General features: G+C 37.0%; 12 protein-coding genes. 1 reads left to right on the top strand and 11 read right to left on the bottom strand.

Going from position 1 to position 13,793, the window contains the following annotated elements; translation table 11 throughout:
- Positions 1–17 precede the first annotated feature (17 nt).
- Complete coding sequence (locus tag GR160_RS04210; protein ID WP_160748572.1) at positions 18–1,295, bottom strand: DEAD/DEAH box helicase; 1,278 nt, start codon at positions 1,293–1,295, stop codon at positions 18–20.
- 322 nt (positions 1,296–1,617) lie between these two features.
- On the opposite strand from GR160_RS04210, the gene GR160_RS04215 reads away from it, so the two are divergent.
- The gene (locus tag GR160_RS04215; protein WP_160748573.1) at positions 1,618–1,863 is read left to right on the top strand and encodes a hypothetical protein; all 246 of its coding nucleotides are present in this window, start codon (positions 1,618–1,620) and stop codon (positions 1,861–1,863) included.
- Positions 1,864–1,946: 83 nt separating this feature from the next.
- Here GR160_RS04215 and GR160_RS04220 read toward each other — a convergent pair whose 3' ends face one another.
- The 10 genes from GR160_RS04220 to GR160_RS04265 all read right to left on the bottom strand — a co-directional run bounded on the left by GR160_RS04220 (position 1,947) and on the right by GR160_RS04265 (position 13,793).
- A complete protein-coding gene (locus GR160_RS04220; protein ID WP_160748574.1) occupies positions 1,947–4,172 on the bottom strand; it encodes a bifunctional (p)ppGpp synthetase/guanosine-3',5'-bis(diphosphate) 3'-pyrophosphohydrolase in 2,226 nt (741 codons plus the stop codon).
- Positions 4,173–4,234: 62 nt separating this feature from the next.
- The gene (locus GR160_RS04225) at positions 4,235–4,819 is read right to left on the bottom strand and encodes a cupin domain-containing protein (RefSeq protein ID WP_160748575.1); all 585 of its coding nucleotides are present in this window, start codon (positions 4,817–4,819) and stop codon (positions 4,235–4,237) included.
- A 2-nt stretch (positions 4,820–4,821) separates the two neighbouring features.
- Positions 4,822–5,346: a hypothetical protein gene (locus tag GR160_RS04230; protein WP_160748576.1), complete on the bottom strand. Its 525-nt coding sequence runs from the start codon at positions 5,344–5,346 to the stop codon at positions 4,822–4,824.
- A gap of 1 nt (position 5,347) precedes the next feature.
- Positions 5,348–7,396 carry a M48 family metalloprotease gene (locus tag GR160_RS04235; RefSeq protein ID WP_160748577.1) on the bottom strand — a complete coding sequence of 683 codons (2,049 nt, stop codon included), beginning with the start codon at positions 7,394–7,396 and terminating at the stop codon, positions 5,348–5,350.
- A gap of 28 nt (positions 7,397–7,424) precedes the next feature.
- On the bottom strand, positions 7,425–8,219 hold the full coding sequence (locus GR160_RS04240; RefSeq protein ID WP_160748578.1) for an RNA methyltransferase: 795 nt from the start codon (positions 8,217–8,219) through the stop codon (positions 7,425–7,427).
- Positions 8,220–8,255: 36 nt separating this feature from the next.
- The gene (locus GR160_RS04245; RefSeq protein ID WP_160748579.1) at positions 8,256–9,173 is read right to left on the bottom strand and encodes a hypothetical protein; all 918 of its coding nucleotides are present in this window, start codon (positions 9,171–9,173) and stop codon (positions 8,256–8,258) included.
- A complete protein-coding gene (locus tag GR160_RS04250) occupies positions 9,170–10,186 on the bottom strand; it encodes a hypothetical protein (RefSeq protein ID WP_160748580.1) in 1,017 nt (338 codons plus the stop codon). The genes GR160_RS04245 and GR160_RS04250 overlap by 4 nt, the downstream gene beginning before the upstream one ends.
- Positions 10,187–11,518 carry a DUF58 domain-containing protein gene (locus tag GR160_RS04255; RefSeq protein ID WP_202390708.1) on the bottom strand — a complete coding sequence of 444 codons (1,332 nt, stop codon included), beginning with the start codon at positions 11,516–11,518 and terminating at the stop codon, positions 10,187–10,189.
- Positions 11,518–12,597, bottom strand: a complete 1,080-nt coding sequence (locus GR160_RS04260; RefSeq protein WP_160748581.1) for a MoxR family ATPase — start codon at positions 12,595–12,597, stop codon at positions 11,518–11,520. Before GR160_RS04260 ends, GR160_RS04255 begins: the two co-directional genes overlap by 1 nt.
- Positions 12,594–13,793: a DUF4350 domain-containing protein gene (locus tag GR160_RS04265; RefSeq protein ID WP_160748582.1), complete on the bottom strand. Its 1,200-nt coding sequence runs from the start codon at positions 13,791–13,793 to the stop codon at positions 12,594–12,596. The genes GR160_RS04260 and GR160_RS04265 overlap by 4 nt, the downstream gene beginning before the upstream one ends.

Genomic DNA, 13,793 nt, shown 5'->3' on the forward strand with positions numbered 1-13,793 from the left:
TGTAAATCGTTCAGTGATTAATACCACCTTCTTTTATTTTTTTTAGAAGCTTCAGACTTCCTTGAGTTATTATCCTTTTTAGCATTTCCGGCACCATTGCCTTTTGGCTTATTACGCAAATCAGGTTTTTGGTTTGCTTTGGCAGCCGCATCTTCTACTGGATAGGGGTAAGGATGATCTTCAATAACCTTGATAGGTATTCGTATTAACTTCTCTATATCTTTTAAATAGGTTTTTTCATCTTTACCGCAAAATGATATTGCAAGACCGCTGTTTCCTGCCCTGCCTGTACGGCCAATGCGGTGCACATAGGTTTCAGGAATATTTGGCAAGTCAAAGTTTATTACATAGGGCAGGCTCTCAATATCAATCCCGCGGGCAGCAATATCTGTAGCCACAAGAACCGGAATTTCTTTATTTTTGAAAGATTCAAGTACCCTCACACGAGAACTTTGTGACTTATCGCCATGTATAGCTCCCGATTCTACTCCATGCTTTTTTAGTGCTTTTACAACATTATCTGCACCATGTTTTGTTCTGGTAAAAACCAATACATTGTTAAGGTTTTGATTGCGTATAAGGTGGTACAGTAGCTTACGCTTATCTGCCTTATCTACAAAATATACCTGTTGTTTTACTTTTTCGGCAGTTGATGATACCGGTGCAACAGAAACGTATTTTGGGTTGGTAAGGAATGTATCTGCCAGTTCGCGTATTGCCGTAGGCATAGTTGCCGAAAACAGTAGTGTTTGCCTGTTGTCTGGAGTTAGCTTTATAATCTTTTTTACATCATTTATAAAGCCCATGTCCAACATTTGATCTGCCTCATCAAGTACCAGGGTGTGCAGGTGGTCAAGATTTACAAATCCCTGTTTGTGTAGGTCTAAGAGTCTTCCGGGTGTAGCTATCAATACATCAACACCTTTCCTTAACTGATCGGTTTGGGAAACCTGGTTTACACCACCAAAAATTGTGAGTTGCCTTATATTAGTGTACTTTCCGTAAGTATCAAAACTTTCTCCAATTTGCAATGCCAGTTCCCTGGTTGGAGTAATTATAAGTGCACGAATACGTTTTGTTTTTGTATTGGCACCTACAATGCGATGCAAATTATGTATTAGGGGTAAAGCAAAAGCTGCAGTTTTTCCTGTGCCGGTTTGGGCACAGCCCACAAGGTCGCTGCCGTCTATAATAATGGGTATGGCCTGCTCCTGTATAGGTGTAGGATTTTCATAACCCTCATCATTAAGAGCGTGCTGTATGTTTTTTAATAAATTAAGTTCTTCAAATTTCATGTAAGATGTATTAAGTACTGCGTACTAAAGAGAACGCAAAGATAGCTATTTAAACTGTATGTTAATTATTGTACGGACTAAAGGCTGTTTTTAAAGGTGTAAATGTTAAAAAACTAAAAAAGAAAGAGAATTACATATGTTGTAAAGCTATGTTAAGACCACCATTCAATTTATTGTAATTTAAAGGGTTATAATATTATTTATAAACAATCTATTTTCAAATTACTGATTAACAGTTATTTATATTTCTTCTAAAGTTAGTACTGCCTAAATTTGTTTAAGAATTGAAAAAGGAAGTATAACACTATAAAAAATCAAAGTCATGGATATTAAATTAGCAAACTGCTGTGGTAACTGCGACCACCATATTAAAGGACAGGTATGTAATGTACACGAAATAGTAACTGCCGAGACGCAAGCTTGTGGAGCTTATGAGTTTCGTGCGGTATTGAGTAGAGAAACCGATTGTTTAAAATGCTCTAAATTCCAAACACCTCATTGTCCTCATAGTGCAAAAGCAAGTGAAGGCATGATGTGTACTGTATTCTATCCGCGAATAGTAGCATAAGGTTTAGACTCTCAAAATCAAAATTTTTAAAAAGGCGCATAACTTTAAAGTTATGCGCCTTTTTTTGATGAAAAAAGAACAAATTAATTGTTATATATTCTTGTTACTTTATCTATACCGTCAATTTTTTTAATGGCTTCTATAAGCTTTTTAAGCAGATTGTTATTTTGTACAATAACTGTTAACTGTCCATTAAAAATTCCTGCATCTCCGCTAAGCGATATGCTTTGTATATTAACATGCATGTTGTTGCTAATAACCTTAGTCAGTTCATTTGTAAGCCCAAGAGAATCCATACCTGTAATTTTAAGGGTTGCCTTAAATTCTTCCTGAGAAGAGTCTATCCATTTGGCCGGCATAATACGGTAGGCATAATTACTTTGCAGTCTTATAGCATTTGGGCAATCGCGTTTATGTACTTTAATCCCTTCGTTTATAGTTACAAATCCAAATACATCATCTCCCGGAATAGGGTTACAACAGTTAGAAAGTTTATAGTCCAGCTTATCTTCATTTTTTCCAAAAACAAGCAGGTCATAATTACGGCTAATTTCTTCTTTTTGTATCTGCTCCTGTGGCAGATTAGGGGTACGCTTAATTTTACCTTTAAAAAAGTTCATAAAGGTATTGCTCTTCAGGGCGGCATAATCTTTAAGCTGCTGATTGTCTATAGTGCCCACACCCACACGATAGAACAGGTCGAGGCTGGTTTTTAATTTAAGATAGCTAACCAGTTCGTTAACTGTTGTTTCATTAAGAGTGATCTTGAGATGACGAAGTTTACGGGTTAAGAGCTCTTTACCGTCTTCAGCAATTTTTTTAATATCCTCGTTCAGGACATTCTTAATTTTATTTTTGGCACGCGATGTTGTTACGTAATCCAACCAATGAGAGTTTGGTTTCTGATTGGCGGATGTAATTACTTCTACCTGATCGCCACTGTTAAGCACATGGTTTAAAGGCACAAGCTTGCCATTAACACGGGTGCCACGGGTACGGATACCAACTTCTGAGTGTATGCTAAAAGCAAAATCTAATGATGTAGCACCTTTAGGTAGTGATTTAATTTCTCCTTTAGGTGTAAACACGTAAATCTCTTTAGCATAAAGATTTAGCTTAAAATCTTCTACAAAATCTACTGCATTTGCTGTAGAGTTTTCAAGAGCTTCTTTAAGCAGGTTAAGCCATGTTTCAAGACCGTGCTCTTCGCTGTTGGCACCCTGCTTATATTTATAGTGGGCAGCATAACCTTTTTCAGCAACTTCATCCATACGTTCGCTGCGCACCTGTATCTCTACCCAACGACCTTTAGGCCCCATAACCGTAATATGCAGTGCTTCATATCCTGTAGACTTGGGTGAAGATATCCAGTCCCTCAACCTGCTTGGGCTGGGACGGTAATGATCTGTAACGATAGAATATATCTTCCATGCAAGGAATTTTTCGTCGTGCTGGTTGGTAGATTTATAGATAATACGTAAAGCAAACTTATCATACACTTCATCAAAGCTAACGCCTTGGGCCAGCATTTTACGGCGAATAGAGTAAATAGATTTTGGCCTGCCCTTAATAGTATATTCAATACCCTCGCTGTCTAACGATGTTTTCAGTACATCAGATATGGCTTTAATATAAGCATCCTGCTCTTCCTTAGTTTCCTTCATTTTACTAAGAATATCATTATACACAGCAGGTTCAGTATATTTTAGACCAAGGTCTTCAAGCTGGTTTTTAATGTTATACAAGCCTAGCCTGTGTGCCAGTGGGGCATATATATACAATGTTTCCGATGCTATTTTTGCCTGCTTATATTCCGCCATGCTTTCCATGGTCTGCATATTGTGCAGCCTGTCCGCAAGCTTTATGAGTATAACACGAACGTCATCATTAAGTGTGAGCAGCATCTTGCGGAAATTCTCTGCCTGCATCGATATTTCCTGATCGGTCTTTACCTGCGCGATTTTTGTAAGCCCCTCTACAAGTTGTGCTATTTTTGGATTAAACAGTCTTCGGATGTCTTCTACAGTAATATCTGTATCCTCAACTACATCATGCAATAGGGCAGTGGCTATAGATGTTGCACCAAGTCCAATTTCAGAAGCTACGATCTTAGCCACTGCAATGGGATGAAAAATATAAGCCTCTCCACTTTTGCGTCTTTGGTCTTTATGGGCATCAACGGCCACATCAAATGCTTTGCGAATCAGTTTTTTATCATCCTCGCTTAGGGTTTGATAACTAATGCGCAGTAATTCCTTATATTCTTTGGCAATGGCCTTGTTTTCCTGTTCTATATCTATTTCAATCATATCGTCGGCATCTGCTTTAAAATTAAGGATTATTTAATTAGGATGCAATAGCGACGATTACATTATTTAATGCCCGGATGATCGGGATCTATGCACTCAGAAGAACAATATCTTTGAAGCAGTTGTTGTTCTATACCAAGGTTTACTGCACGTTTGTACAACAAATTTAGTATTGGAGCGCACAATTTTATTAGAGGATTAGTTAAATGCGTATCGCCCCATTTGTAGACTATTGCCAAATGATAGATATTTTTAGGTATTTGATTGCCGGTTATGGTTTTACGATCATTTACTAATCCGAAAATAGCTTTTAAAAAGTTCTCGAAACCGGGCTGCCCTTTAACAAGTCTTACCCGAAAAATGATGGTATCGTTAGTGTCATTAAAAAAACGATGGCGACTGTAAACAGGTACTAAAGCTGTTTCACCGGGCTTCAAATAAATTATTTTTTTGCCTAATTGAAGTCCTAATAGCCCTTTAACAGCAGTAAATTCTTCGGTAAAACCAGTGTGATAATGCACCGGATTGCCACCGCCCGGTGTCAGGCTTACTTCAAAATGAGTATAATCTCCATTGGTTTCAAAAGAACTTTTGAGTATGGAGGTATATTCTCCGTTTACAGGGTTATGATATGTCCTGGGCTGCATTTTTAGCAGGGAAATTTACACTCTATGGCTGCAAGCAATCCGTTTTTAAAGAAAAACAACCATTCATAATCCTCACCAATTTCGGCAGGCTTCAACTTTACTATTTTATAGATTTTATCTTCACTATCTTCTGTGTTTTCAAATGACCGAGGAAAAAGTTGCTGCATCTCAGTAATCTTTGTAGTTCCATTAAATTTCAAACCTTTATGCACAAAAAACATGTTATTTTTAGGATTTTTGGCTAAGACTATTTTTCTGAAATTCAATATTTTATTATCCATTTCATATTGAACTCCTTTATAATATACATATTGAAAATTGCTGTCGGCATCTGTGCCACAAATATCAACATAGTTAGGTGTAACAATACTATCGGCCTTTTTGTATATCCTGTCAAACTCCTGTTTACTAATGGTTAGGGGAAGTTTATTGGATATACTTGCTTCATCCCAGGATATAGTTTCATTATCCTGTGCATATAATGATAAGGATGCAGTTAAAAGGAAGATATAAACTATTTTTATCATATTAGTTATTGTTTAAGGTTGCCTGAAAATCGAGGAAATCTTTTTTAAATTTAAAATCAATATTATGTATTGTCACGTTGTAATAATGAAGGGCACTGAAAAGTATTCTTAATGCAGGATCATTATAAACAGGATTAGAGAAATAAGGTTTGTCAAGTTCTAAATATACTTTAAAGGCTTCATTAGCTTTAGTATCATTTAAAGATATAAAAGTTGCATCTTCTGTCAGGCTTTTTATAGCTTCTTTTAATTCCTTCTCTTTGTTGTAAACCTTTTCTATGTTTGCTTCTATAACCTCATAGGGCGTTGACTGATTTGTAAACTCGGTAAGGTTGTACATCTCGGTTAAAAGCGCAATGTTATTTTCAAGGTTTTTATGATTGTGCTGATACATGCGGTATTTTTCCTTGTATTCATTAATTAAACCCTTAGCTTGGCTACTATTTAAATAGTAGGCATATATTTTGCGAGAATGTTCATCCAGTTCCAATTTTTTATCCAGCAATATAGCCTGTAAAGAAGGAATAAGCTGATAAGTGCTGTGCCTGTTATATCTTATTCCCTCATAATCAAAAGAAGTTAATGTTACTTCACCTGATTCAATACGACGAATTACACTCAAATCATATTCTATACCCTTTATTTCATATACAAGGTTTACTGAGTTTTGGCTGAACAATTCTTTTTCACTAAATGTTCTATCAGTTAACGAAAGTTTGTCAAGATTTACGGGAGCTAAGGGCAGGTCGTCATAAAAATTATTATATTTTTTCGGAAGCAGGTTTTTTGCTCTTGCCAATTCAAACTCTGTATTAAAATCATGAGCAGCATGTACCGTTGTGGCAGCAGTATATTCTATGCCCGAAAATAAATTCCCTGTAACTTCTGTTCTTATTTTTTCAACATTTACAAAAAGGTCTAACGCAGGACGATTGTCAGTATTCTCAACCTTTATGTTTAATAATTCAAGTCTTTTTATCCTGTCGTTGTCACTTGGGTGAGAAGCCCATTGGTCATCAAAAGCAAGTTTAGATTTATTGAATCTATTCTTTGTAGCCAAAGTTACCTGTGGGAGGCCATGTTCAAAATGAAGTCCATATTCATGTCCTGAATGCGACATCACAAAATGATGTTGCGCAAAAATATCATCAGGTTTTATATTGTGTTCAATTTTACCGGCATAAAAATCGAGTACGGTATTTAGTGCATGGTTTGCCAGGTCTAACCTTACTAAAGATGTTGCAAGAGCCTCTGGTCCCGCAACATTAGCAGCTACTTCGTCAGCATGAAATTCCATTTCACGTGAGAGTGCCATATAATTTATATTAACTACTTTATAAACATTGCCCAATACCCATTGTATTCCTCCTATCAGTTTTATACCCCCGGCTACAAAGATTGAAAAATATCCGCTTATGCTTGCCCAACGGCTAATGATATTACTATATCCTGTATTGTCATGCAGCATATTATGTAATACATAGTTAACATTATACACATAGCTGCCAACTTTCATGCTGCGTTGAGAAAAATGTCCAAACTCATGAGCGAGAATGCCTTTAAATTCGTTTACAGTAACAGCATTCATTAGTCCGAGGCCAATATGTAGATTTTTCTTTACAGGAAAGAACATGCTCCAAAATCCTGAATCATAAAATACAGAAGCATTAACCTGAGAGGAAATGTACACTTTTTTAGGAAAATCAGTATTTACCTCTTTTACAATATCATCGATAAAGGTAAAAAGCTGAGGCTGTTGCTCTCTGGTGATTTCTATTAAATGAGAATTATCGGTTTCATTTTTTGAAAAAATGAATTTAATGAGAAAGAAAATCAGGAGTACTCCCATTCCTATCAAACCAATACCAACCATTATGGTAAGAATCATGGGCTTCACGGCAATAAGCATTATGCCGGCATAACCGCAAACAATAGTTAATGCTATGGCTGCAATAATTAGCAATAGATAGACCAACACAAAAAAGGCAATAGAGAGTATGGCTTTTGTTGTACTGCGCTTAAATTCTTTAGAAATGGTAATGGTTTGCATGGTGTGGTGTTGGTATTTGTATTTTGGTTTATAATTTAAATCCTCTTTGTCTTTTAGCTTCAAAAATAAGTATAGCGGCAGCCACAGATACATTCATTGAGTCTATTTCGCCCTGCATGGGTATAATAATATTTTGTGTTGAACCATCGCGCCATAATTGGGTTAACCCCGTAGCCTCTGTGCCTACAACCAAAGCCGAGGGAGCAGTGTAATCTTGTTCATTATAGAAGGCATGATCCTGCAATGTGGCACAATAAATATTTATGTTTTTGGATTTCAGATAGGCTATAACCTCTTCGGTCGTTCCTGTAGCTATTTGGTTAGTAAACAAACAACCAACGCTTGAGCGCACAATGTTTGGATTGTATAGATCAGTTTTTGGGTTAGCAATAATTACCGCATCCAGTTTTGCTGCATCAGCAGTGCGCAATAACGCGCCAAGGTTGCCGGGTTTTTCAGTAGCTTCGGCTATAAGTACTAAAGGGTTGTTGCCAAGTTCTAAATCGTCAAGGCTAAGGCTTTTGGTCTTTGCAATGGCAATTACGCCTTCGGTAGTATCGCGATACGCCAGTTTTTGATATACCTCGCGGTTAATTTCTATCAATTCGGCTTCCCTGCCCGCAAGCGGCGAGAGTTGTGCCTCATTAAGCATATCGGGCACAAACAAAACGGTATCTATTTCATAGCCTCCTTTACGGGCAAGTTGGAGTTCCCGTTGTCCCTCTATTAAAAAAGTACCCGTTTGCCTGCGTGCTTTTGCTTTTTCCTGCAATTGTACAAGCTGTTTTATGTATGGGTTTTGAGTGCTGGTAATTTGTTTCAACAGTCCAGTTTTAAAAAGTTAATTATGCTTGTAAAATTAATAATAATCAGGTTTAGTGTCGGCAATAAGTTTATTTATGAGTTTTTCCTGTTCTTTTTGTATAATACTGTAAATTTTATCATCAGTACTTTGAGCCTCAATCATAATTTTAATTAATGTGCTTGTAGGGCTCTTTGGATGCAATTCAATAAAGGTTTTAAATTCCTTCAAATTTTCAGGATAAATAATATTACTATTGTCTTCCCGTGTAGGTGTGTTGTCCATACCTAATAAAAATCCATCCTGATACATTTTATAAAACTCTATTGCCTGCAACGTTAATTTACTGTAAGGATGCTTTGCAATAAATTTCTCCCAGTTAATAGCCCTCTTACCAACATCAGCAAATGATATAGCGATACCCGCATCAGCGGCATACAGGTCTTCATCGTCTTTAGCCAAAAGCGCAATATAATCTTTATAATCAGGACTTACATGGTCCTTAAAAAGAGTATTATAAAAGTTGGGTATTGTGCGAATCTCTACAATTCCTTCGCCTATTTCCCAATATTCCAAACCGGCGCTTTCAAGCAATTTTATTTTTTGAGTGATAGAATCGGGCGGATTTGCAACATTGCCGCTCTCATTCCTAAAATAATCATAATAATTCTCAAGTATATTTTTTTCATAGCCACTAATAATGGCAATACTGCTGTCATTGTCTTTTTTATATTTTTCATATAACGCATTAGCTTCATCTCTGCTTAGGTTGGCAAGATTAGTTTGTATTTCTTTCTTCTTTGCGATAAACGCAGTGATAAAACTTTTCGTATTGGCAGATGTTTCAGGCTCGGCGGTATGAATTGCTTCTTCCGGTGCAGGAGGAACTTCTGTTGCGGTTTCCGTTTCTTTTTTACAGGATGTTACAAACAATAACAATGCAATAATGCTTACAGTATATTTTAATTTTATCATACAGATACTTTTTTAGTAAATTGATTTTTAATATCAATAATACTCCTGTGGTTTAACGGAAACTCCAGCAATACATGCCCCAGGCTTAGCACATACAGCCAGCGAAGACCGGTGCGGTAGTCATAAACATATAAAAATATTGAGCCTATCCAAATTGTAAGGATCAGGAACAGATTTACTTTCTTAGTATTATGCCATTGTATTACCGATGTTTTAGAAAACCAGTTCAGGTAATGGTAGGTATAGGCAAAAGCTACAAAACGCATAATGCTTATGCCTGTTGATGACAGGTATATTGGTATTTCCCGCTCTGTGATATATGTTGGGATTTGCAGGTCGTTCCTTATCTCATTTGTGTGCAAAATGTCCAAGAAACCTATAAGTGTTCGGTTCAGGCTTTTAAAACTGCTATGACTATCGTGAATATACTGTGAAACAGGCTCAATAAATATACCCGTTGGTATAAACAATGTGGCTATGGCACACAGTGTAAAAACTACAACCGATGCAATGCCTACCCAGCTTTTAGATTTTAAGGCACCCAGTAAAATAAACAACCCTGTAAATATAAACACGTGTACTATGGTTGGCAACAGTGTGGCAAAAACTATCCTGAAATTTTTATGGAAAAAATAATAAAGCCCTATGCCCACCAACCCGCAACAGAAAGCAAATATTATTTTTTGTTTTCCCTCCTTAAAAAATGCCATCGCAAAACATACTCCGAATATTATAAATGTTAGCAGTGAAACATAGCTCCTGTAAGTAGAGTGGGTAAGGTAAAGCAGACTGATAAGTAAAACAAAGAAAACTATAACCGCATAATCATACTTATGAGTTGTAAAATAGTGCTTTTTATGCAGCCAGTTAATTTCGGTAAGGTAATGGAGAGGTCCTAAAAAAGCATAGACAAATAGAAACAACTCAAACGGAAAAATAAATGCAGCAACAGCCGATAGTAGCATTAGCCCTATATTTAGCCTGTCTATATCTGCTGTGGTTAATAATTTCATTTACAGTATTCCGCGTGCCTTTATTTCAAGATATTTATTAATACTGTCTATAGTTAGATTTTCCGGTTTAGTAAGCACCGAATAAATACCATATTTGCGTAGTTCATTAACGATAAGCCTCTTTTCGAAGGCAAACTTTTCGGCAATTACCTGATCGTAAATTTCCTGAATATTACCAGCCTTAGCATGTATCAGTTGTTCAAGTTCAACGTTCTCAAAAAATACCACTACAAGCAGATGGTTTTTTGCAATCCCTTTAAGATAGGGTAGTTGCCGTTTGAGCCCATCCAGCGTTTCAAAGTTAGTATATAAAAGTATCAGGCTGCGCTGTGTAATGTTTTTTTTAATGTCGGCATATAGTCGGCCAAAGTCACTTTCAAAAAAGTCAGTTTTAATGTTATACAGCGTTTCCAGTATTTTTTGCATCTGCCCGCTGCGCTTTTCGGCAGCTACACGGTTCTCAACCTTTTTACTAAAGGTAAACATGCCCGATTTATCCTGTTTTTTTAATATCACATTACTAAGTACCAGTGTAGCATTTATGGCATAATCTAAAAGGCTAAGGCCATTAAAAGGCATTTTCATTACACGACCTTTATCTATAACCATATACACGTTTTGGCTGCGCTCGTCCTGAAACTGGTTTACCATAAGCTGGTTGCGCTTACTTGTAGCCTTCCAGTTTATAGTGCGTATGTCATCTCCGCTTACATATTCTTTGATTTGCTCAAACTCCATTGTATGACCAATGCGCCTTATTTTTTTTATGCCGTATTCAAACAGGCGGTTAGAAAACGCCATCATATCATATTTGCGCAGTTGTTGGTAAGACGGGTAGGTGGGTACCATTTGACCTTCGCCAAATATAAATCTTCTTGATATTAAACGCAGGGGAGAAGATACATACACATTGAGTCTTCCAAAATAGTATTCGCCGCGTTCTAATGGGCGTAAAGTATATTCAAAAGCATCGTGCCCACCGGCTTCAAGGGCTCGTTTTACTTCAAAGTTTCGCATTTGGAACTGAAAAGGTATTTCGTCTATGACCTTAAGATGTGTGGCAAAGCCATAGCCGCTTTCTATCCGGATGGTTACACCATTGTTATCTCCATTACTGAATTTTTCTACCGTTTCCCTGAAAGTGGCAAAGCGCTGATTGCTTGCAAACAACAATAAAAAATCGATAACCACAAAGCCTAAAAATACATAGAGCAGCAGCCATACGGCACTATAAAGCGCAGGTACAACATAAGCCAGTACAAAACACACCAGTATTCCTGAAAAAATGTACCAGGTAAGATTATTAAAGTATATGTTCTTTATCCACTTCATTAACGCGGAATTTCTACGGTGTCTATAATCTGCTTTATTATCTGTGCGCCGGTAAGCCCCTCCATTTCGCGCTCAGGCGATACTACCACACGGTGCTGTAATACAGGTACCGCACTGTCTTTAATATCATCTGGTGTCACAAAATCACGCCCTCTTAATGCGGCATAGCCTTTTGCTGCATTAAGTATGGCTATAGATGCCCTTGGCGATGCACCAAGATACAGGAAGGCATTATCCCGCGTACTAATAACAATTTTAGCAATGTATTCTATTAGTTGGTCATCAACTTTTATTTGTTTGACAAGCGACTGATATTTTAAAATATCGGCCTGCGACAGTACCTGTACGATACTGTCCAGTTTATCGCGGTTTTGCAATGCATTTTCACGTTGCAGTATCGATATTTCTTCGTCAAGCTTCGGATAGTCGATGGTAATTTTAAATAAAAAACGATCCAATTGCGCTTCAGGCAATCTGTAAGTGCCCTCCTGTTCAATAGGATTTTGGGTTGCTATTACCAAGAAGGGGGCTTGCATGGCGTGTGTGGTTCCTTCTACGGTTATCTGGCGCTCTTCCATAACTTCAAACAATGCAGCCTGCGTTTTGGCCGGGGCACGGTTTATTTCATCTATTAAAACAAAGTTTGAAAATATAGGTCCTTTTTTAAAATTGAATTCCGATTTTGAAAGGTCAAAAACAGATGTACCCAATATGTCAGACGGCATAAGATCCGGGGTAAACTGTATGCGGCTAAAATCTAAAGACAATGTTTTGCTAAGCAATTTTGCCGATACTGTTTTTGCAACACCGGGAACGCCCTCTAACAATACATGGCCGTTAGAAAGTATTGCAACCAAAAGCTGGTCGATCATTTTATGCTGACCTACAATTACAGTATTAATTTGTTCTTTTACAGATTCTATACTTTGTTTTAAAGCATCAAGATCAAGTCTTGATCCAAAATTTATATCTTCTCTTTCTGCTTCGATAGGGGCAGTTGTATTATTGGTATCGTTGTTCTCTACGTTTAAATTTTCCGGTGCTTTTTCCGGAAACGTATTGTCGTTAAATTCTGTCATGACTTTAATTTTTCTATGGCGTTATTGATGGCAGCCAAATCGGCTTCTGTACTTGTAAAATTATGGCGGTGCTTTCTAATTAAACTCAATGCCTCTTGTATGTCTTCTAAAGGCCTGCCAGTTTTTAAATGCAGTTTCTCAGCAAAAGCATCATCAAGGGTATAAGTATCTATAAGATATTCGGTGCGTATGTGTTCTAAAAAATAAATTATCTTTTTTTCGATTATAGTGTGATGATTGCCCTCCTGATAGTATAGATTGCCAATAGTACGGGCAAAATCTACTGTGGTGTTGCGTAACGGTTCTATGACGGGAACAACGCGCTGCTTTCTTTTAGCATTGAATATTATAAATATAAGCAGCCCCATAAGACCCAGCCAAAATGCCCATTTTAGGGCTGGCTGGCTAAGTATGTATCTTAGTGGAGATGATGATATTTCATCTGCTACCGAAGTATTTTGCCAATATATTGTACCTTTTGGTATTTGCGAGACAAGTGCCTGTGTATATTGGTAATGATCCTTCTTTAGCAAATGAAAATTGCTAAATGCCGAGGGCTGGGTGTGTAGCACTATACGACCATTGCCAAAGCGTGCTTCTATAAAATTAGTTTGCTTTTCGCCTTTAAGTTCCTGATGCCCCAGTATTTTTATCTGTCCTTTTGCAACACTGTCCGGTACAATACTGTCAAAATACCATGGAGTACTCCCTTCTTTAAACCAATATTCTTTATTATTATATTTTTCAGTGGTAAGTTTTATACTGTCCTGCCCAATAAAATTAAAGTTTGTTTTTAAATTTAGTGTATCCAGTATGGTTTGTGGAATAGTTTTTTGGCTTAAAAAAAGCGTATTTCCTTTAGCAGCAAAATACAACAGTTCGGTTACCGATTCATCATCGATCTCATTATTTTCCCCAATCGCTATAAAACTACCCGAAGCACTGTAAATATCGGCCTCTTCATCATATGTATTTATAAAATATTCATAAGGTGTTACCCTGAATTTTTCGATTGTATCGCCTAAAAAAAGATCCGGTATCTCTTTATTAAAAATATAAAGTCCTAACGGAATTTTATCTTTTACAGCATAGGTAGGTGACCAGTCTACGGGCTTTGGTCTAGAATTGTCTATAAATACCAGAAGACCTGCCACAACGGCTAATAATACAATATAAAGTGTTAGTTTCCTGTTCAT

Source organism: Flavobacterium sp. Sd200, assembly GCF_009826935.1.
GTDB lineage: Bacteria > Bacteroidota > Bacteroidia > Flavobacteriales > Flavobacteriaceae > Flavobacterium.